Origin of the sequence: Aliirhizobium wenxiniae (assembly GCF_014201355.1) — a bacterium.
GTDB classification, from domain to species: domain Bacteria; phylum Pseudomonadota; class Alphaproteobacteria; order Rhizobiales; family Rhizobiaceae; genus Neorhizobium; species Neorhizobium wenxiniae.
The window spans coordinates 191,418-211,310 of sequence record NZ_JACHEG010000009.1 but is presented as its reverse complement, the minus strand read 5'-3'; the positions used below and the strand labels follow the sequence as shown (position 1 = coordinate 211,310).

16 protein-coding genes are annotated in these 19,893 nt (G+C 59.3%); 12 read left to right on the top strand and 4 right to left on the bottom strand.

Going from position 1 to position 19,893, the window contains the following annotated elements; translation table 11 throughout:
• The 6 genes from HNQ72_RS26215 to HNQ72_RS26190 form a co-directional block, all read left to right on the top strand.
• The coding region (locus tag HNQ72_RS26215; RefSeq protein WP_183996875.1) for a hypothetical protein at positions 1 to 305 on the top strand (305 nt) is incomplete at its 5' end.
• Between the two features lie 56 nt (positions 306 to 361).
• The gene (locus tag HNQ72_RS26210; RefSeq protein WP_183996873.1) at positions 362 to 1,309 is read left to right on the top strand and encodes a phosphoribosylaminoimidazolesuccinocarboxamide synthase; all 948 of its coding nucleotides are present in this window, start codon (positions 362 to 364) and stop codon (positions 1,307 to 1,309) included.
• Positions 1,310 to 1,351: 42 nt separating this feature from the next.
• On the top strand, positions 1,352 to 1,954 hold the full coding sequence (locus HNQ72_RS26205) for a TetR/AcrR family transcriptional regulator (protein WP_183996871.1): 603 nt from the start codon (positions 1,352 to 1,354) through the stop codon (positions 1,952 to 1,954).
• Positions 1,955 to 2,107: 153 nt separating this feature from the next.
• Positions 2,108 to 3,295, top strand: a complete 1,188-nt coding sequence (locus tag HNQ72_RS26200) for an efflux RND transporter periplasmic adaptor subunit (RefSeq protein WP_183996869.1) — start codon at positions 2,108 to 2,110, stop codon at positions 3,293 to 3,295.
• Positions 3,296 to 3,351: 56 nt separating this feature from the next.
• Positions 3,352 to 6,462, top strand: a complete 3,111-nt coding sequence (locus HNQ72_RS26195) for an efflux RND transporter permease subunit (protein WP_183996867.1) — start codon at positions 3,352 to 3,354, stop codon at positions 6,460 to 6,462.
• Between the two features lie 111 nt (positions 6,463 to 6,573).
• Complete coding sequence (locus HNQ72_RS26190; protein WP_183996865.1) at positions 6,574 to 8,019, top strand: efflux transporter outer membrane subunit; 1,446 nt, start codon at positions 6,574 to 6,576, stop codon at positions 8,017 to 8,019.
• Between the two features lie 128 nt (positions 8,020 to 8,147).
• On the opposite strand, the gene efp is transcribed toward HNQ72_RS26190, so the two are convergent.
• A complete protein-coding gene (efp, locus tag HNQ72_RS26185; RefSeq protein WP_112509099.1) occupies positions 8,148 to 8,717 on the bottom strand; it encodes an elongation factor P in 570 nt (189 codons plus the stop codon).
• Positions 8,718 to 8,879: 162 nt separating this feature from the next.
• On the opposite strand from efp, the gene epmA reads away from it, so the two are divergent.
• Positions 8,880 to 9,944 (top strand): EF-P lysine aminoacylase EpmA, encoded by a 1,065-nt coding sequence (epmA, locus tag HNQ72_RS26180; RefSeq protein ID WP_183996863.1) that lies wholly within the window; start codon positions 8,880 to 8,882, stop codon positions 9,942 to 9,944.
• A complete protein-coding gene (locus tag HNQ72_RS26175) occupies positions 9,941 to 10,987 on the top strand; it encodes a lysine-2,3-aminomutase-like protein (RefSeq protein ID WP_183996861.1) in 1,047 nt (348 codons plus the stop codon). Before epmA ends, HNQ72_RS26175 begins: the two co-directional genes overlap by 4 nt.
• A 608-nt stretch (positions 10,988 to 11,595) precedes the next feature.
• Here HNQ72_RS26175 and HNQ72_RS26170 read toward each other — a convergent pair.
• Entirely contained in the window at positions 11,596 to 12,639 is a 1,044-nt protein-coding gene (locus tag HNQ72_RS26170; protein ID WP_244654558.1) for a glycoside hydrolase family 5 protein, read from the bottom strand.
• Between the two features lie 283 nt (positions 12,640 to 12,922).
• On the opposite strand from HNQ72_RS26170, the gene purU reads away from it, so the two are divergent.
• The 3 genes from purU (at position 12,923) to HNQ72_RS26155 (ending at position 17,177) form a co-directional block, all read left to right on the top strand.
• Positions 12,923 to 13,807: a formyltetrahydrofolate deformylase gene (purU, locus tag HNQ72_RS26165; protein ID WP_183996859.1), complete on the top strand. Its 885-nt coding sequence runs from the start codon at positions 12,923 to 12,925 to the stop codon at positions 13,805 to 13,807.
• Between the two features lie 85 nt (positions 13,808 to 13,892).
• Positions 13,893 to 16,571, top strand: a complete 2,679-nt coding sequence (locus tag HNQ72_RS26160) for an aminotransferase class III-fold pyridoxal phosphate-dependent enzyme (RefSeq protein ID WP_183996857.1) — start codon at positions 13,893 to 13,895, stop codon at positions 16,569 to 16,571.
• Positions 16,572 to 16,979: 408 nt separating this feature from the next.
• A complete protein-coding gene (locus tag HNQ72_RS26155) occupies positions 16,980 to 17,177 on the top strand; it encodes a hypothetical protein (RefSeq protein WP_148143694.1) in 198 nt (65 codons plus the stop codon).
• A gap of 81 nt (positions 17,178 to 17,258) precedes the next feature.
• Here HNQ72_RS26155 and HNQ72_RS26150 read toward each other — a convergent pair whose 3' ends face one another.
• Together HNQ72_RS26150 and HNQ72_RS26145 are read right to left on the bottom strand one after the other, a co-directional pair.
• Positions 17,259 to 17,495: an Lrp/AsnC ligand binding domain-containing protein gene (locus tag HNQ72_RS26150; protein WP_112506623.1), complete on the bottom strand. Its 237-nt coding sequence runs from the start codon at positions 17,493 to 17,495 to the stop codon at positions 17,259 to 17,261.
• A gap of 68 nt (positions 17,496 to 17,563) precedes the next feature.
• Positions 17,564 to 18,487, bottom strand: a complete 924-nt coding sequence (locus HNQ72_RS26145) for a LysR family transcriptional regulator (protein ID WP_183996855.1) — start codon at positions 18,485 to 18,487, stop codon at positions 17,564 to 17,566.
• 101 nt (positions 18,488 to 18,588) lie between these two features.
• Between HNQ72_RS26145 and HNQ72_RS26140 the strand changes: the two genes are divergently transcribed.
• Entirely contained in the window at positions 18,589 to 19,872 is a 1,284-nt protein-coding gene (locus HNQ72_RS26140; protein WP_183996853.1) for an NAD(P)/FAD-dependent oxidoreductase, read from the top strand.
• The last annotated feature ends 21 nt before the right edge of the window (positions 19,873 to 19,893 follow it).

Here is a 19,893-nt window from a genome sequence, read left to right as displayed (position 1 = left end):
AGCCAACTTTTCAGCAATTTTTCCTAGATTTCTCTAGAACGAAGGACATCGTCGCTAGCAGCGCCGCCGCCCTCGTCAGTGAGCGGGTTATAGTCGGAACACCTTTTTCAAGTCAACACACCCAGTCGCAAAAACTTCAAAAAAACTACAACCAATTGATTTTAAAGATGTTTATGGATTTTTCCGCGATATTTCACGATTCACCAACCATTAACCAGGCGGAATTCGACGATGAACCTCCTCGGGCGGCAGCTGAACCACAAGGCCGCAATATCCTTGTGCCGAAAAGAAGAAACATGCGATAGCGAAGGCACCCTTTATATAGACCCTGGCCCTCTTGGCCATTTTCGGAGCGATCATCGTGCGCGTCTTGGAAGAAGCTTTTATTGCCGAATTGCCCAAATATTATCGCGGCAAGGTACGGGAGAATTACGACCTGCCAAGCGGCGAACGCATCATCATTGCCACGGATCGCCTCAGCGCCTTCGATCGCATCATTACCTGCATTCCGGATAAGGGCCATGTCCTGACCCAGACCGCCCGCTACTGGTTCGAGGCGACGAAGGACATCTGCCCCAATCATGTTATCGCCTACCCGGATCCGAATGTCGTAGTCGGCAAGCGTCTCGATATTCTGCCGGTCGAGATCGTCGTGCGCGGTTATCTGGCCGGCACGACAGGCACCTCGCTTCTCACCCTTTATAAGAAAGGTGAGCGCAACATCTATGGACTGAACCTGCCCGATGGCCTGAAGGATAATCAGGTACTTCCCGAACCGGTAATCACGCCGACCAGCAAGGCCTTCGACGGCGGCCATGACGAGCCGCTCTCACCCCGAGACATTATCGATCAGGGCCTGCTGACAGCAGAGCAATGGCAGACACTTTCGACTTATGCGCTCGCTCTTTTCGCGCGTGGCCAGGAGATAGCGGCAAAACGCGGCCTTATCCTCGTCGACACGAAATATGAATTCGGCACCGATGCCGACGGCACCATCATTCTGGCTGATGAAATTCATACGCCCGATAGCAGCCGTTACTGGATCGCCGACAGTTATGATGAGGCTTTTCGCACGGGCGGACGTCCGAAAAGCTTCGACAAGGACTTTGTTCGGGCCTGGGTCGTGGAGCGCTGTGACCCCTATAAGGACGAACTCCCGCCCATTCCCTCGGACCTCATCGAGGAAACGTCGTCCGTCTACCGGCACGCCTTCGAAATGATCACCGGCACGCCCTTCGTTCCCGACCGGAATGGCGAAACGGTATTGCAGCGTATCCGCACCAATCTTGCGCCCTATTTCGTGAAATAGGGCTCCGCCCGTTTATCGAGGTAAAATAACGAGGACTTAAGCGTGCGAAAACCGCGTCGCAAAGCTGAAGAAACACGCGAGGATATTTTGCGGACTGCCGATGCCCTTTTCCGCGAACGGGGCATCGGCAAGTCGTCCATCGCCGACATTGCCCATGAACTTGGCATGTCGCCTGCCAACGTGTTCAAGCACTTCAGTTCGAAGACCGCGCTGATAGACGCCATTTGTGATCGTCACATCACTCACATGATCGGCCGCTTCAACACGGTCGATACACCTGCACCGCCGCCTGAAAAGCTCGGACTCATCGTCCGCCGGTTGATGCAGGCCCATATGGAAGATATTCGCGAGAACGCATTCTTCCTTGAAATGATCTTTCTCGTGACGCAGACCGAGCTGGAGAGCGGCTTTCATTACAAGCAGCTCATCGAGGATCTTTTCTTCAATCTTATTCAGGATGGCGTCGATGCCGGCGTTTATCATTGCACCGATAGCCGCAAGACGAGCCGCTACGTCGCTGCGTCTTTTGCCAGTGTTCTTCATCCCATATTTCTTATTCACGAAACACAGGCCGAGCTGGAAGAGCGGCTGAATGGTCTCGTTGACCTTGCCAATGCAGCCCTTCAAAACCCGCTTGCAAAGTGATGAAAATTAAATTACGTCACTTTTCGAGCGAGCGGACGCGACCTTTCACGTCTGCGCCCTAGTTCTGCCGGTATCCTGCCGGCTAATTGCCGCCTTCGTCCCCAAAGGCGGCAATCGAGATATCCTTCACGCCACAGCGTCTGGAAAAGAATCATGAACCTTCGCAAACTGGTGCTTCCACTCCTCCTTGCAACTGCGCTTTCCGCCTGCAGTGATCAGGGACAGCAATCCGCAGGCCAAAGCCCGCAGAAGCCGGCGTCACCGGTCAGCGTCGTCGTGATGAAAAAGACCGACCGGCCGATCACCAACGTGCTTCCGGGCCGCGCCGTCGCATTCCAGACCACGGAAATTCGTCCGCGCGTCACCGGCGCCATCAGCGAGATCACCTTCAAGGAAGGAAGCGAGGTCAAGGCCGGCGAGGTTCTTTACCAGATCGATGACGACACCTATGCCGCAGCAGTCGCTCAGGCACAGGCTGCGCTTCAGAAGGCTCAGGTCAGCATTCCTGCAGCCCAGGCGAACATGACCCGTTACGAACGGCTGGTAAACAGCGGCGCGACCCAGATCGAGTATGAAAACGCAAAGGTGACGCTGCTGCAGGCCGAAGCCGATGTCGAATCTGCCAAGGCGGCCTTGAACTCGGCCCAGATTGATCTCGACTTCACCAAGATTCGCGCACCATTCGATGGCCTGACAACGATCTCGACCGTCAGCATCGGCAATATCGTTACGGCCAACCAGACCACCGCACTGACCACTCTGCGCAATATCGACCCGATCTATATCGACCTTATCGATTCCAGCACCAATCTCCTGGAATTGCGCGCAGCTGTTGCTTCGGGCCGTCTTCACGGCGATCCCCGCACGGCCGATATCAGCCTGATGCTCGAAGACGGCACCAAATACGACCATAACGGCAAGCTGAACATGGCGGAACTTGCCGTCAGCGAGACCACCGGAACCTACCAGATCCGTGCCATATTCGACAATCCCGATCATATTATCCTGCCGGGCATGTATGTACGTGCAACCGTTACCGTCGGCACCGAGAACGGCTATCTCATTCCACAGAGAGCCGCGACGCGTAATGCCCGTGGCGAACTTTCGGCAAAGTTCGTCACAGCTGACAACAAGGTCGAGACCCGCACCTTCACCACCAGCAAATCCTCCGGCAACAACTGGCTTGTGACCGACGGCATTGCCGATGGCGACCGCCTGATCGTCGACGGCTTCCAGTGGATCGCCGATGGCGCACCGGTTCAAGCAGTCGAGGCAACGGTCAACGACCAGGGTTTCGTGGTCGAAGAACCGAAAGTCGATGAAGCAAAGCCCCAGAAGTAGGAACGGCTGACGCTCGCCCGTAAACGCGGCCCCAAAACGCGGCAAGGAATTTCGAAATGGCGCATTACTTCATTCGGCGACCCGTCTTCGCCTGGGTCATCGCAATCGTCATCATGCTGGGTGGCGCACTTGCCATCACCACGCTGTCGATCTCGCAATATCCCGATATCGCCCCGACGACCGTGCGCATCAGCGCAACATATAATGGCGCCAGTGCCGAAACGGTCGAAAAGTCGGTAACCAGTATCATTGAGGACGGCATGACCGGCCTTGATGACCTGACCTATATGACCTCGTCGTCTTCGACGGGCAGCGCCAGCGTCACGCTGACCTTCGGCAACAGCATCATGCCAGACATCGCCCAGGTCCAGGTGCAGAACAAGCTGCAGCTGGTACAGTCGCAATTGCCGGATGTCGTCCAGAGCCAAGGCATCTCGGTCACCCGCTCGACATCGAGCATTCTCATGGTCGGCGCACTCGTTTCCGAAGATGGCAAGCGCAGTTCTGTCGATCTCGGCGATATTTTCGCGACCTCGATCGAAGATCAGGTCCAGCGGCTCGAGGGTGTCGGCAGCATCAATGTCTTTGGCTCCGGTTATGCCATGCGCGTCTGGCTCGATCCGTTCAAGCTGCAGAAATACCAGTTGACCGCGGCCGACGTGACCTCTGCCATCGAGGCACAGAACACCCAGGTTTCGGTTGGTTCGCTCGGCGCCCAGCCGGTGACGGAAGGCCAGCAGCTGACGGTCACCATGACGGCCCAAAGCCAGCTGACCACTGTCGACGAATTCGAACGCATCATTCTCAAGGTCGAGCAGGACGGCGCAACGGTTCGCCTGAGCGATGTAGCGCGTGTCGAGATCGGCCAGGAATCCTATGGCGGTGCATCCCGTTCCAACACCAAGCCGGCAGCCGGTTTTGCCGTGAACCTTGCGACAGGCGCCAATGCGCTCGATACGGCAGCCCGCGTGAAGGCCGAATTGGATCGCGTCGCGGGATCGCTGCCGGATGGCGTTGAAATCACCTATCCCTACGACACCACCCCCTTCGTCAAACTGTCGATCGAAAAGGTCGTTCACACGCTGATCGAAGCGATCGTTCTCGTCTTCGTCGTTCTTCTCGTCTTCCTGCAGAACCTGCGCGCGACCTTCATTCCGATGATTGCGGTACCCGTCGTGCTTCTCGGGACCTTCGGCATCCTTGCCCTGACGGGATATTCGATCAACACACTGACCATGTTCGCCATGGTTCTGGCGATCGGGCTTCTGGTCGACGACGCGATTGTCGTCGTCGAGAATGTCGAGCGCATCATGGACGAGGAGGGTCTTTCGCCGCTCGAGGCGACCGAGAAGTCGATGCATGAAATCACCGGAGCGATCATCGGTATCGCACTGGTTCTGACGGCCGTGTTTATTCCCATGGCCTTCTTCGGTGGCTCGACGGGAATTATCTACCGCCAGTTCTCGGTCACGATCGTTTCGGCCATGCTTCTGTCTGCTGTCGTCGCCATCGTGCTGACGCCGGCACTTTGCGCCACGATGCTGAAGCCAATCGACCATGCCAAAAAGAAAAGCGGCATTGGCGCGAAGTTCAACAATGGCTTCGACAAGACGACGAACGGTTATGTCGGCACGATTGGTTATCTTCTGAAGCGTCCGTTGCGCGTCATGTTGCTTTTCGCGCTGATCGTCGGCGGCTGCGCCTTCCTGTTCACCAGGCTTCCATCCTCTTTCCTTCCGCAGGAGGACCAAGGCGTTCTGATGACGATCATCCAGACGCCGGTCGGCTCGACGACGGCGCGCACGGAAGAAGTCGTCAAGCAGGTGGAATCCTACTTCCTCGAAAAGGAGAAGGATAATGTCGATGCGGTCTTCGGCGCACTCGGCTTCAGCTTCAGCGGCACCGGTCAGAACAACGCCATTGTCTTCACCAAGCTTCGCGACTTCTCCGCTCGTGAAGGTGCGGGCCAGTCGGCTGCCGAAGTTCTGCAGCGCGCACAGGGGCATTTCTTTACCCTTCGTGACGCCCAGGTCTTCGCTCTGCTTCCTCCCGCCATCCAGGGTCTCGGCAATTCCAGCGGCTTCTCGGCCTATCTGGTCGACAGCGGTAATAACGGCAATGACGCACTGACCCAGGTCTCGCAGCAACTGATCAGCGAAAGCGCGACCAACCCGCTTATAAGCTCGCTTCGCAGCAACAACCAGCGCAGCGAAACCCAGCTGAAGATCCTGCTCGATCAGGAAAAGCTCGGCGCCATGGGTGTCGATCTCGCCGCCGTCAACTCGATGCTGGCAACCATCTTTGCCGGACGTGACGTCAACGACTTCACGCTCAACAACGAGCTGAAGCCGGTTTACGTGCAGGGTGATGCGCCCTACCGCATGCAGCCGGACGACATCAAATACTGGTACGCCCGCAATACCGACGGCGAGATGGTGCCTTTCTCCTCGTTCAGCAAGCTGGACTGGGTAACCGGTACGCCGCAGCTTGCTCGTTACAACGGCACCAGCGCGATGTCGCTGGAAGGTTCGACCAAACCCGGCGTGAGCACCGGCGAGGCCATGAATGAGCTGGAACGCTTGGTAACCGAGTTGCCGGGTGGCTACACCGTCGCATGGCAGGGGATTTCCTACCAGGAACGTCTTTCTGGCTCACAGGCACCGATGCTCTATGCATTGTCGGTCCTGATCGTCTTCCTCTGCCTCGCAGCCCTTTATGAGAGCTGGTCGATCCCGTTCTCGGTCATCCTTGCGGTACCGATCGGCGTGCTCGGTGCTCTCGCCGCAGCCTATCTGTCAAGCCAGTCGAACGACGTCTATTTCAAGGTTGGCCTGCTGACGACCATCGGTCTGGCGGCGAAGAACGCGATCCTGATCGTCGAATTCGCCAAAGACCGGCAGGCGACCGGCATGGGCCTGATCGAAGCGACGATGGAGGCAGCAAGGCTTCGTCTGCGTCCGATCATCATGACGTCGCTCGCCTTCATCCTCGGCGTCGTACCACTGGCAATTGCAACGGGTGCAGGCTCTGCTGCACAGAATGCAATCGGTATTGGCGTGCTGGGTGGTATGCTTTCTGCAACACTCATCGGAATTTTCTTCGTTCCGACGTTTTTTGTTGTCGTCAGGCGGTTATCAAATCGTGAAAAACAGGCGAAGACTATGTAAATCCGTTTACCAGTTGGTGGCATTCTGCCATCGACTCAGATTACGGTCGCCAATTCAATGAAGTCGGCCCGCGACAGGCGGGCATGTAAGTAAGGGCTTTGGGACAAAAATATGATTTCCATTCGCGCAGCCGCCCCTCTCGTATTGCTGTTATTGTCCAGCTGCACACTTGGTCCTGATCACTCTGCACCTCAGATTTCGCTTCCGGCAAAATTCGCCGAAGGATCTTCGACGAGCAATGGTGATGTTGCCAAGAATGCCTGGTGGACAGCATTCTCCGACACACGCCTGAATGGTTACGTCAATCAGGGTCTCTCGCAGAACCTCGACGTGCTGCAGGCGCTGGAACGTATCAATCAGGCACAGGCAGCTGTCATCAGCGCCGGCGCTGGCGGACTTCCTTCGCTCGACCTGAGCGCCCAGGCCGGACGCAGCGGTGCCAACAGGCTCGGCGGCAGCCCGAGCGCCAACTCGCTCGCTGAACAGAATTCTGCTTCCGGTGGCCCGACCGCCTCCTGGTTCCTCGATCTCTTCGGTCTCTACGCCCGCTCCAGGGAAGCCGCACTTGCGGATCTCGACGCCAGCTATGCAAGCGTCGACGTCGCGCGTCTGACGCTGCTTTCTGCTGTTGCAGGCGCTTATATCGATGTTCGTTATTATCAGGAACGCATCGCGCTGACCCGCGCAAACCTTGATTCGCGCCGCGAGACGTTGAACCTCACCAAGCTGCAGCTTGAAGCCGGCGCCGCATCGCGACTGGACGTCGTCCAGGCCGAGGGTCTGGTCAATTCGACGCTGGCCGACCTGCCGGGCCTCGAAACCCAGTTCCGCCAGGCTGCGCACCGCATCGCGACCCTGCTCGGCCTGCCGGCATCGTCGCTGATCGCAGACCTGCAGCGTGGCGCACGCCAGCCGGTTGCCCGCTTCAGCCCGAAGTCGGGCGTTCCGGCCGACCTGATCCGCAACCGTCCCGACGTTCGCGCCGCCGAGCGTCAGCTGGCAGCTGCAACCGCCCGCATCGGCGTCGCGGAAGCGCAGCTTTACCCGGCGATCACGCTGGGCGGTTCGATCACGCCTTCCTACACCCGATCGCTGGGTGCCGACGCCGGCATCCTGTCCTGGTCGTTCGGTCCTTCGCTGTCGCTGCCGATCTTCGATGGCGGCGCTCTGAAGGCAAACGTCAAGTCGAACGAATCGGCTGCTCGTGAAGCCTATCTCTCCTGGAAGCAGACGGTTCTTGCCGGCGTCGAGGAAGTTGAAAACGCTCTGGCCGCAGTTTCCCGCGATGGCCGCACCGTTGCTGCACTGCGCGCAACCGTGAAGTCCTATCAGGAAGCCCTCGAGCTTGCGACCGCAAGCTACCGCGATGGCGCCTCCTCGCTGCTCGATGTTCTGGATGCACAGCGTCAGGTTTCAGACTCGCAGGCCAATCTCGCTGCCGCGGTTCAGCAGATGGCGCAGAACTACGTCTCGCTCAACGTGGCGATCGGCGGCGGTTATGCAGTCGGCTCCACGGCCAAGACGGAAGTTGCTTCCGCCAAGGTCGTCAAGGACTGACATCAGGCCTGAGGCCGGTTCGCCGGCCTCGCTTCCTTTATTCAGCACAACAAAAAACCTCCGCAGCATCGCTTCGGAGGTTTTTTAATGCCGTTATGAAGGCCGGGGACGATGCCCCGGCGAATTTATTAGTTCTTGGCGCGCTCGACGTAGGAATTGTCTTCCGTTGCGATGACGACGCGGGTGCCGGCATCAATATGCGGCGGCACGGCGGTGCGGATGCCGTTGGACAGCATGGCCGGCTTGTAGGAAGACGAAGCCGTCTGGCCCTTGACGACCGGTTCGGTCTCGGTGATTTCGAGAATGACGTGACGCGGCAGCTGCAGGGCAAGCGCCACACCTTCGTGCATGGACAGGATGCAGACCATGCCTTCCTGCAGATAGGCCTTCTGGTCGCCCATCGTGTCGACATCGACGACGATCTGGTCGTAGTTTTCCGGGTTCATGAAGTGGAAGCCTTCGCCATCTTCATAAAGGAACTGGTGGTTGACGTCTTCGACGAAGGCGCGCTCGACCTGTTCCGTCGTACGCCAGCGTTCCGACACCTTCACGCCATCGACGATGCGGCGCATGTTCACCTGGGTAACAGGCGTGCCCTTGCCGGGGTGGAAGTTTTCGGCGGTGAGGACGACATAGAGCTTGCCGTCGACATCGATGACGTTGCCCTTGCGGACGGAAGAGGCGATGACCTTGACCATAAGAGTTCCTTGTAACTCGGCCGGCCACGTCGTAGAGGACTGGCGAAACGGCCGTGGAGATGCTTTTCAGGTTTCCTTGCCGGCGCAACTAACGCAAAATCCGCCAAATAGCCAGCCCCGGCATTGGCTGACATTGCCCGACAAGGCGAGAAAGCTTCGTCCATGAACCATCCCGGCGTATCCGCATTCCCCTGGTGGACCAGAAACAGCCATGCCGACCGCCGGCCTTTCCTGATTGGTCGCAACCGGGTGCAGACGACGCTGAGAGCTTTCTTCTCCTCGCGTGATTTCATCGAGGTCGATACGGCGACGCTACAGATATCGCCCGGCAACGAGACACATCTTCATGCCTTTGCAACCGAGGCCCTGACAATCGACGGACAGGCCGCGCCCCTTTACCTGCACACGTCGCCGGAATTTGCCGCCAAGAAGCTGCTCTCAGCCGGTGAGACGCGCATCTTCACCTTCGCGCATGTCTATCGAAACCGCGAGCGTGGACCCCTGCACCATCCCGAATTCACCATGTTGGAATGGTATCGCGCCGGCGAAGATTACGAGCAGCTGATGGCCGATTGTGCCGACATGCTGAAGCTCGCAGCCGAGACGACCGGCACGAAGCGTTTTTCCTTCCGCGGCATGGAGACCGATCCGTTTGCCGAGCCGGAACGGTTGACGCTGGCGGAAGCCTTCAACCGGTTTGCCGGCATCGATCTTCTGTCTTCGGTCGCCGCATCCGGAGAGACGGATCGTGATCTTCTCGCGGCATCGGTGCGCAATGCCGGAATGCGTATTGCCGAAGACGACACCTGGGCGGATCTGTTCAGCAAGGTTCTGGTCGAGAAGATCGAACCGCATCTGGGCAAGGACCGCGCGACGATCCTTTGCGAATACCCCGTCTGCGAGGCCGCATTGGCAAGACCGTCTGCCCGCGATCCGCGCGTGGCGGAACGTTTCGAGCTTTATGCCTGCGGCGTCGAGCTGGCCAATGCCTTCGGTGAACTGACCGATGCCGGCGAACAACGCCGCCGCTTCGAGCACGAAATGGCGGAGAAGGCCCGCATCTACGGCGAGACCTATCCGATCGACGAGGATTTCCTCGCCGCGTTGGCGATGATGCCCGATGCAAGTGGTGCCGCCCTCGGTTTCGACCGGCTGGCCATGCTGGCAACCGGCGCGACGCGCATAGATCAGGTCATGTGGGCGCCGGTGGCGGAGGTGCATTCTTGAGCGCTGCCCGTTCATTAAAGACGCCGGACGAGCTGCAGGCTGCGGGGCTTGTTGCGCTCGAAGGGCTCGACGCGATCCGCTCTGTTGCCGAACATTATGCGATCGCAATCACGCCGACCGTGGTTTCGCTGATCGACCGGGCGGACGCTGCCGATCCGATCGCGCTGCAGTTCGTTCCGGATGCGGCCGAACTGGTGACGACACCGGAAGAGCGCGAAGATCCGATCGGTGACGCGGCACACAGCCCCGTCAAGGGCATCGTCCATCGTTATCCCGACCGGGTGCTTTTGAAGGCCGTGCATATCTGCCCGGTCTATTGCCGTTTCTGTTTCCGCCGCGAGATGGTCGGACCGCAGGGCGACGGCACGCTGGCGCCCGAAGAGCTGGCGACAGCACTTGCCTATATCGGCGATCATCCGGAGATCTGGGAGGTCATCCTGACCGGCGGTGACCCGCTGGTCCTGTCTCCGCGCCGGCTGGCCGAGATCATGCGCGGACTTGCGGCGATAGAGCATGTGAAGATTGTCCGGTTCCACACCCGCGTGCCGGTGGTCGAGCCGGATCGTATCAACGAGGCGCTGATCGCGGCATTGAAGGAAAGCGGCAAGACCGTCTATGTAGCGCTTCACGCCAATCATCCGCGCGAGATGACGGTCGAAGCTCGTGCAGCCTCCGCAAGGCTGGTCGATGCCGGTTTTGCGATGGTGAGCCAGACCGTGCTTCTGAAGGGTATCAACGACGATCCGGCCGTGCTCGGCGACCTGATGAAGGCCTTTGTCGAGACACGGATCAAGCCCTATTACCTGCACCACCCGGACCTTGCGCCCGGCACAAGCCATTTCCGCATGGATATCGAGGAAGGCCAGAAGATCGTCTCCGCCCTGCGCGGCAACATTTCCGGCCTCTGCCAGCCGACTTACGTTCTGGATATTCCGGGCGGTCACGGCAAGGCGGTGATCAGCGCGAATGCCGTGCGTGGCGATGGCGGCTGTTATTCGGTGAGCGATTTCCGAGGTGGAGAGCACCGGTATCCGCCGGAGTGAGCGAGGCGCAGAGATGCGTCTACCGTGATTGCGCCTGCAGCCCTCGTCCGTTTGCCGGCAAACTATAGCAACAGCCAAATGAGATGCTGAGGGCTTGTGCCATGCACAAGCGCCGAACATTTGTTCGCACACATCAATCCCACCCCGCGCAACACCGTTGCCGTGGTTGTCAAAGATCATTCCGGAGAAGCGCACGCATATGCGGGACCTCTGGAAAAGTAAGTATTGTGGCTCCGCATATGCGTGGCCTTCGGCGTTTTCTCGGGACTTCCGGTCCCTACGGGTGATCTTCTCGCCTCGCTGCACACCGGATTTCGCCGGTGCTTGGACGGCTCAACCGAACCCGGCATGGCTGCCAGGGGGAGGCTTGATAGGGAGAAGGTTGCCCCTCTCCCATGCGTTTCACCCCTTCCGCCCTTGCCGCACGTTACGGTTCGGACGAAAGCGCCGGCTTCCGCCTGCCCGCGAACGTCTCGCGCAACACTCCGGCGACGGAAGCAGGCGGATTGTAGGCATGGTTTGGGAGGGCGGGGATGAAGTTTTTTGTAAGGTCTTGGTTTTGTTGAGGGGGGAAATGGAAACGTCCCCGGTGAGCCCCTTCGCCGCGCTCACCCGCCACAAGTCTTGCGGTCGGCGAAATAGGTCTGCAGCGTCTGCATCTGGGGTCGGTCGCCGGTGTCGGTCGGCTGGATGTTGAGCGGTTCGGATGGTTTCCACCAGTCGCCGGCGGCCCAATAGGACCAGCCGAGCCAGACATCCGGCCGGCTTTCGACCACTGCCACCATATCCTTGAGCGATTGCTGGCAGACCGGCATGGTCGGGACGGCGAATTCTCCGAGAAACCCGCGGCGACCTTGGGCGGCGAGCCAATTGCCCATATCGGTGATAGCTTTCACGGCATCGGCCGCACGGCTGCATTCATCGTTCTTGCCGGAGAAATCGACATCCAGATATTGGTGAACTTCGAAGGCATAATTATTGGCAGGATCGGTCACGCCCGTCATCACGCTTGCATTCGGCGTGCCGTAATCGCCACCTGACCAGCTATGTGCACCGGTCCATGCGGTGCCGGGCACGAGGATCAGGTTATCGGCACCGGTCTGCCGGATAGCGGATATCGCGCTGTTGGCGGCCGAGAGCCAGTCTTCGGCGGATATGCCGTAGGGCTCGTTCATCAAGCCGAACAGGATGCCATCCTGGCTTGCAAATGTCGCGGCCAGCCGTCGCCAGAAATCCGCGAACGCGCTTTGCGGCACGCCGTCCGAGCCGATCAACTGGTCTTCGTAGCGGCCATAATTATGCGGATCGAGAACCACCTGCATGCCGGCAGACCGGATGGCCTTCACCGCGGCGCGCAGCCGCTTCAATTCGGCGCTGTTGAACTTGTCGTAGAGCTTGGGCTGCAGACGCTCCCACAGAAACGGCAGGCGAACGCCGGTAAAGCCCTTGCCCTTGAAATAGGCGATCGTCTTGTCGGACGGATAGATGTAGCCCGTACCGTATTCCTGACCGAGACTGCCGAATTCGGCGCCTGCAAGATTGATGCCTCTCATGCACTCAGCCGACTGTGCCGATCCGGCCGCGACCGCGACACAGGAAAGGGCAACCGCAAGCCGCCGCGCAAAAGCTCTGTATCCTACGCGTATGTTCACACTTCATCTCCGGTATCGCGCGGTAGCCTCGCACCTGCGCATTATGAAATCGCTAATAAGGCGGGCGCGAGCATTCACATCGTTTGACGGCGGTCTTGCGCCCGCGAAAGGCGCAATGGGAACGGAATTTTGCACCGCCGCGCCTAATGTGACGCGATGAAGGACGATGGCAAGCGTCACAGGCGCAAGAAAAACAGCACCCGGACAACCCGCGCAGTTTCCATCGGCGGTCATCACGTATAGGGCATTTGCTGAAAGCGCAGTGCAGGGGAGACGACAGAGAATGAAAAACTATGTCCTGACGGTATCGTGCCGATCCACACGCGGCATCGTTGCCGCGATATCCGGCTTCCTTGCTGAAAAGGGCTGCAACATCATCGATAGTTCGCAGTTCGACGATCTCGATACCGGCAAATTCTTCATGCGCGTGAGCTTCATTTCCGAACAGGGCGCCGAGCGCGACGCGCTGCTTTCCAGCTTCGCCCCTGTCGCCGAGAAATTCGGCATGGACTGGGATGTCTTCGACCAGGCAGACCGGATGAAGGTTCTGCTGATGGTCTCCCGCTTCGGCCATTGCCTCAACGACCTTCTTTATCGCTGGAAGATCGGCGCGCTGCCGATCGATATCGTCGGCGTCGTTTCCAACCATTTCGACTACCAGAAACTGGTGGTGAACAACGATATTCCCTTCCACCACATCAAGGTGACGAAGGACAACAAGCCACAGGCAGAAGCGCAGCTGATGGAAGTGGTAGAAACGAGCGGCACCGAGCTTGTCGTGCTGGCGCGCTACATGCAGGTTCTCTCCGATCAGCTCTGCGCCAAAATGTCGGGCAGGATCATCAACATCCACCACTCCTTCCTGCCGAGCTTCAAGGGCGCAAACCCTTATAAACAGGCCTATCAGCGCGGTGTGAAGCTGATCGGTGCCACGGCGCATTACGTCACCGCCGACCTCGACGAAGGCCCGATCATCGAGCAGGACACGGTGCGCGTCACCCACGCACAGTCGCCGGATGACTATGTGTCGCTTGGCCGCGACGTCGAGAGCCAGGTTCTGGCCCGCGCCATCCACGCGCATATCCACCACCGGACTTTCATCAATGGCAACCGCACCGTCGTCTTCCCGCCAAGCCCGGGTTCCTACGCATCCGAGCGCATGGGATAAATCAGCCAGTTAAAGGCTGAAACTTCCTATGGACGCGGCGTTTGCCTGCGCTATCCTCACGTCAAGGTTTTACCGGAGAGTGAGAATGCAAGGCGACGAAGCGTCCGAAATTCTTGATGCACCTGTCATCACCGATGACCATGCCGACGACGTATCGCTCGATACGATCGAGGCACTGTTGCGCGACCATTGGGGTCTCTCCGGCCAGATCTTCCCGGTGGAGGAAAAACACGGGGTCGGATATCTCGTCGATAACGGCAATCTCCGTTATTTCCTCGACATGAGGGATTTGGCGGACGAGCAGGCTTTGCGCGTCGAACACGAAGTGATGCGCCATATCACTCGCAGTCCGGATGGGCCACAGGTGCCTGAACCGGTCGCCACCAAGGCCGGGGCGGAAGTGCTGACGGCCGAGATCGACGGCACGACCCGTGTTTTACGCTTGCTGACGGCGCTTGATGGCGATCCACCGCCAGAAGACCGCGATGTGACCGAAGAAACCGCAGCCGAGCTCGGCGCATTGCTGGCAAGCCTGGTGAAAAGCCTCGAGGATTTCGATCCGCTGATCTGGAACGGCGAGCACGAGGACGACTTGCGCAAGGCAGGCCCGCGCACGGTCTCGCTTCTTTCCAAGGTAGCCGACCAGGAGGCGCGCGACATGATTGCCCGCGCCATGGTGTCCGCGCTGCGCCGCATTCATCCGCTGGCGGCGGAATTTCGCATCGGTCTGGTGATCCCGGATCTTGGCCCCGGCGATCTCACAGGCGAGACGGACGACGTCGACTGGCATCCAACAGGAATTACCAATCTTGGTGGCCTCTCACGAAGCTGGTACGTCTCGGCGTTGGCCAAGACCTGTGCCCGCATCCTCGCCAGCCAGGGGGGAGAACCGGCATCGATCCTGCCGGCCGTGACCGGCTATCATGCGATCGATCCGCTAAATGCAGCCGAACTGGAAGCGCTCTGGCCGCTCGTTATCGCCGATATCGCGTTTTCGGCAGCACTTGCTGAAAACACCCACGCCGAGGCCCCGGATGACGAGTCGGCCGCCGAGGAAGCCAGGGGACGTCGCCAGATCCTCGCCAATGCTTCGACGGTTGCCGCCGAATATATGCATGCCTGCATCCTGGAGGCCTGCAGGATCGAACCGGAACCTCTCGATCTGAACCTGCTTATGCCGGAACTGGAAGCGGAGAAGATAAGGCTCGTTGACCTGAGCTCGAAAAGCCCGCTGTTTCAGGGCGGCAACTGGACTGATCCCGATTGCGACTGGCGGCTTCTCGCCCGCACTGCCTGGGAGACGGGCATGGGCAGTACCCGTTACGGCGAATATCGACTGTCGAGAAGCAAGCCTGACACAGTCGCGACCGAACCGCGGAATGTTGCCCTGCATGTCGACATCTGCCTGCCGACGGGAACGGCACTCATCGCCCCGTTCAAAGGCACGGTAGTCCAGGTGGCTCCGCAATTCTCGCTGCGCGGCGAAAACGTGACACTGCTTGTCGAGGGCATGGAAACGGCTTTGACCGAAGGAGCGGAAATCGGTCCGGGCGATCAGCTCGGCACGGTAGCGGGTGCCGCCGGGGCAGTCGGCGGGCTGCGCCTGAGGCTTTCGCGGGATCACGAAAACCATCCACCCCTGTTCTGTCGCCCATCCGAGGCCGCCGTGTGGCGACGCCTCGCCCCATCGCCTTCGGCGCTTCTCGGGATCGATTGCGATGCACCGGCTGCAATATCCGGCCGGGAGGTGCGGGCATGGCATGAGTTCGTCTATGACGAGACCGGCCACACCGTTCTCGATTTCAGCGGCATGGCGCCTCTGATCGGCCATGGGCACCCATCGATCGCCGCTGCCAGCTATCAGCAGCATCTGCGCCTTACCGCATCCTTCGACGGAAGCGCCGAGGCGGAAGCGCTGAGGCAGGCGCTGGTGGATATTGCGCCGCCCGGCTTTACGGATGTAGTGCTGTTTCAGGACCGGCATGCAGCGATGGAAGCGATCACCGAGCTTGCGCGAGCAAGGGAGACGACGGAGGAAAGGGCCGCGGTCGCGGCCTATCAGGAGAACAGTGCAGAGGACGAAATCGACGGATCATCGGAAGACGAGGCGGAGATTTCCTATGCCGTGGCAAGCGAACAAGCAGAACGGGAAGAGTGTGCCACACCTCTGATCGTCGAACTGCTCCCTGGCCTTCTCCATGCAGCAGAGCAGATAACATCAGCGCGGGAAAACGACCGGCTGATCATTGTCGACGAAACGCGCACCGGCTACGGCCGCCTGGGCGAAAACCTCTGGAACACCGAGCGCGACGACATCAAACCTGACTTTCTGCTGGCCGGCAGCGGCGATGGGGGCAGGCTGTCCGTGGTTTTCTGCAACGAGGAATTTTCCGAAGCGCTTGCGCCGCTCGCAAATCCGGTCTCTCCGGTCGATGCCGCCACCGCATTGGCGGCGCTGACAGTGTTGCGTGAAGAGAACCTGGCGGCAAATGCGTCGGCCATGGGCGAGCTTCTGGAAAAGGGCTTGCGGCAACTTGCCGAAGAAAGTGATCGCATCGAAGCGATCGAGGGCCGCAGACTATGGTGGTCAATACAACCGAGGAGCGAAGATATCGAAATATGGGATGCCCTCGACGGACATGTCCTGCATGATGTCGACCATTCCGGCAGGCTGATCCTCGCGCCACCGCTTTGCGTCAGCGAGGCCAGCATCAACCTGTGCCTCGATCATCTCCGCAATACCCTGCGCCTTCCGCCGAAATAGAATTTAACTTGGGGCCGCCCTTGTCTGGACGCCATCCATACCTAAGTTAGGCTCGCTGGAGTAGCCGGCGGCATTGCGAACGTAATTTCACAATATCGCCTTTCTCCTGTCATCATGCAGAAAAATATTCTGTCTAAATTGGATTTCGTTGATCACCTGGCGCGTTTCAGCTAGAGTGATTGGTGGTCAGAAAATCGATTCTGACGTTATCGCGCAACCCTTGAGAAGGAGAGTGACATGTCTGAGACTACACGCGTCATCGCCTTCGATCGGCACGCGCTCGATGTGAATAGCACGGATCGCCGCTCCCTTCCGTGCTGTCGAATGTAACGCTTCCGGTTCAATTCGTTCCTGAAATTATCATTCGTTTTGCGCTGCATGTCCTGCAGCCAATACGGGAGTCTACCCATGCAGAAGCAAGTCATCAAATTCGCCGGCGAGCCCGTCGGCATCGTGATCCCGGATGAAGACCGTTTGAAATTCATCGCGGTGAAATTCCACGTCATCGACCTCGACGAACAGCGTTTCGATTCGGCCGACGACGTGCGCCTGGCGATCAGCAAACTGGTCGCATCGAGAAATTCGGCGCCGGTCGCGCACGTTTAAGCCTGCGCCTCAAATCCAAGATGCAGAAAAGCCGCCCTTGAGGCGGCTTTTGTTTTGCTCGTCTGTTGAGCGAATTACGGCTCAGAAGGCCGTAAACGTAATCGTCGTCAGAGACCGCTCGATGCCCGGAATGCAGGCGATCTTTTCGTTGACGAAACGGCCGATCTCGGCCTCGTCGCTGATATAGACCTTCAAGAGCAGATCCCATTCGCCGCTGGTGGAATAAAGCTCGGAAACGAGTTCCGTCTTGTAGATGGCGTCGGCAACCTCATAGGTCTTGCCGGGCTTGCAGCGCAGCTGCACGAAGATTGGTTTCATGGGGTTCGCTTAGCCTTTATGGACTGACTGATGGAGCGGCTCTCAAGCCGCAAAATATGTTTGACCGACTATTGGCCGATGCTTGCCGCCGGTGCAAGCATATCCGACCGGATCTCCCGGGCGATCCAGTCACGAAAGGCGGCGAGCGGCGGATAGCTCGCCCGGTCGGGCAGATAGGCGAGGTAATATTGGCCTGTCGGCATCGGTTCCGCATCGGCGGCAAGCACAAGCTGGCCCTCCTCCAGCTCGCGCTCGATCAGAAACCGCGGCAGCAGCGCTGCCCCGAGGCCCGATCTCGCCGCCTCGACCATCGTGGTGAACTGGTCGAACAACATGCCATGCACCGTATCGAACGGCACATTGTTTTGGCGTAGCCACAGCTCCCACGCATCCGGCCGGGTGCTCAGATGCAGAAGCGGCGCAGGGAGCAGATCCGCGGGCGCTTGCAGGAGATGCCGGGCCTTGAACTCGGGACTGCAGGCCGGCACCGTCTGTTCATCCATCAGGAAACTCAATGCCGCACCGGGCCAGCGCGCCTGGCCGAAATGGATCGCGGCATCGAGCGTGTCGAAGCGGAAATCGAACGGTTCCAGCCGGGTGATCAGATTGACCACCATGCCGGGATGCTGGTCGAGAAATTTTCCGATCCGCGGGGTGAGCCAGCGTGTGCCGAAAAACGGCAGGATGGCGAGGTTGAGCGTGCCACCGGCCGGATTGGCCCTCAGGTTGAGCGATGCGTTGGAAATACGCCTGAGCGCCTCGCGGACTTCGCGTGCATAGGCGTCACCCGCAAGCGTCAGCCGGATCGTCTGCCTTTCACGCAGGAAAAGCGCCACGCCGAGCTGCTTTTCGAGCGCCGAGATCTGCCGGCTGACGGCGCTTTGGGTGAGGCCGAGCTCGTTGGCGGCAGCCGTGACGCTTCCGGTACGGGCAGCCGCTTCGAAGGCGGAAAGCAATGAGAAGGATGGAAGGAAGCGTCTGGGTGGAAGCATGTCATTCCTCCAGCGAATGACCTGATGAATTTATGTCGATATTCACTGCGAAATCGCCTCTGTAAAGTCGTGCAAAACAAATAAAATCCGGGAACTTCTTGATGCTGAATGATCCGCGTTCGCACGGCCTCTGGGAGAGGACCGCGCCGCCTACACCTGTGACGACACCCTTGAAGGGGAATATCACCGCCGACGTCGTGATCGTCGGTGGTGGATATACCGGCCTGTCGGCAGCCCTGCATCTGGCCGAGCGCGGCACCGATGTCGTGCTTCTGGAGGCTGCCGAAATCGGCTTTGGCGGCGCCGGACGCAATGTCGGCCTGATCAATGCCGGCATGTGGGTGATGCCTGACGATTTTCCGAAGGAACTCGGCGAGCATTATGGCGAGCGCGCACTCGAGCTTCTGGGCAACGGTCCTTATCTGGTTCGAGAGCTGATCGAAAAGCACGATATCGCCTGCGAACTCGAGACGAACGGCACGCTGCATTGCGCGGTCGGCGCGGAAGGCATGAAGGAACTGGAAGAGCGTGCTCGCCAATGGCAGAAACGCGGCGCGCCGCTGACCGTTCTCGACGCCGCAGAGACCGAACGCCGGATCGGCACCAAGGCCTATGCCGGATCGCTGCTCGATATGCGCGCCGGCACGCTGCAGCCGCTTGCCTATGCGCGCGGGCTGGCGCATGCCGCTATCAAGGCCGGCGCAAAGCTGCATACCGGCAGCCCCGTGATCTCGACCGGCGAGGCAGGCGGAAAACGGATCGTCAGCACGGCGCAGGGCGAGGTTTCTGCCGATTGGGTTATCGTTGCGACGGATGCCTATTCGACGGGGCCGTGGGTGCAAGTGAGGCGCGAACAGGTTCACCTCCCCTATTTCAACCTCGCGACCAAACCGCTTTCCGCCAATCTGCGCCGCTCTATCCTGCCCAATTGCGAAGGATGCTGGGATACGAAGGAAGTGCTGTCCTCATTCCGCATGGATCAGGCCGGTCGACTGGTGTTCGGTTCGGTCGGCGCATTGCGCGGCACCGGCACAGCGGTGCACAAGGCCTGGGCGCGCCGCTCGCTGAAGCGGCTGTTCCCGCAATTGGGAGACGTCGAATTCGAGGCCGAATGGTACGGCAAGATCGGCATGACCGACAATGCGCTGCCGCGCTTCCATCGGTTCGGCACCAATGTCATCGGGTTCTCCGGTTACAATGGCCGCGGCATTTCGCCGGGTTCGACATTCGGCAAGGTCCTGGCCAACTATATTCTCGGCGATATCGCCGAAGCGGACCTGCCGCTGCCCCTGACCGAAGTGCAGGAAGCACGCTTTCGCCCGATGAAGGAAGCCTATTACGAGGCAGGCGCGCAGATCGCGCATTTTGCCACTGAACGGTTTTGAAACCTCCCTTGGTCGGCAGAT

Bases quoted from the DNA above. Each gene is read 5' to 3' on its own strand.
- HNQ72_RS26200 (WP_183996869.1), top strand. From the start codon at position 2,108: ATGAACCTTCGCAAACTGGTGCTTCCACTCCTCCTTGCAACTGCGCTT.
- HNQ72_RS26195 (WP_183996867.1), top strand. From the start codon at position 3,352: ATGGCGCATTACTTCATTCGGCGACCCGTCTTCGCCTGGGTCATCGCA.
- HNQ72_RS26190 (WP_183996865.1), top strand. From the start codon at position 6,574: ATGATTTCCATTCGCGCAGCCGCCCCTCTCGTATTGCTGTTATTGTCC.
- efp (WP_112509099.1), bottom strand. From the start codon at position 8,717: ATGGTCAAGGTCATCGCCTCTTCCGTCCGCAAGGGCAACGTCATCGAT.
- epmA (WP_183996863.1), top strand. From the start codon at position 8,880: ATGAACCATCCCGGCGTATCCGCATTCCCCTGGTGGACCAGAAACAGC.
- purU (WP_183996859.1), top strand. From the start codon at position 12,923: ATGAAAAACTATGTCCTGACGGTATCGTGCCGATCCACACGCGGCATC.
- HNQ72_RS26160 (WP_183996857.1), top strand. From the start codon at position 13,893: ATGCAAGGCGACGAAGCGTCCGAAATTCTTGATGCACCTGTCATCACC.
- HNQ72_RS26155 (WP_148143694.1), top strand. From the start codon at position 16,980: ATGCAGAAGCAAGTCATCAAATTCGCCGGCGAGCCCGTCGGCATCGTG.
- HNQ72_RS26150 (WP_112506623.1), bottom strand. From the start codon at position 17,495: ATGAAACCAATCTTCGTGCAGCTGCGCTGCAAGCCCGGCAAGACCTAT.
- HNQ72_RS26145 (WP_183996855.1), bottom strand. From the start codon at position 18,487: ATGCTTCCACCCAGACGCTTCCTTCCATCCTTCTCATTGCTTTCCGCC.
- HNQ72_RS26140 (WP_183996853.1), top strand. From the start codon at position 18,589: ATGCTGAATGATCCGCGTTCGCACGGCCTCTGGGAGAGGACCGCGCCG.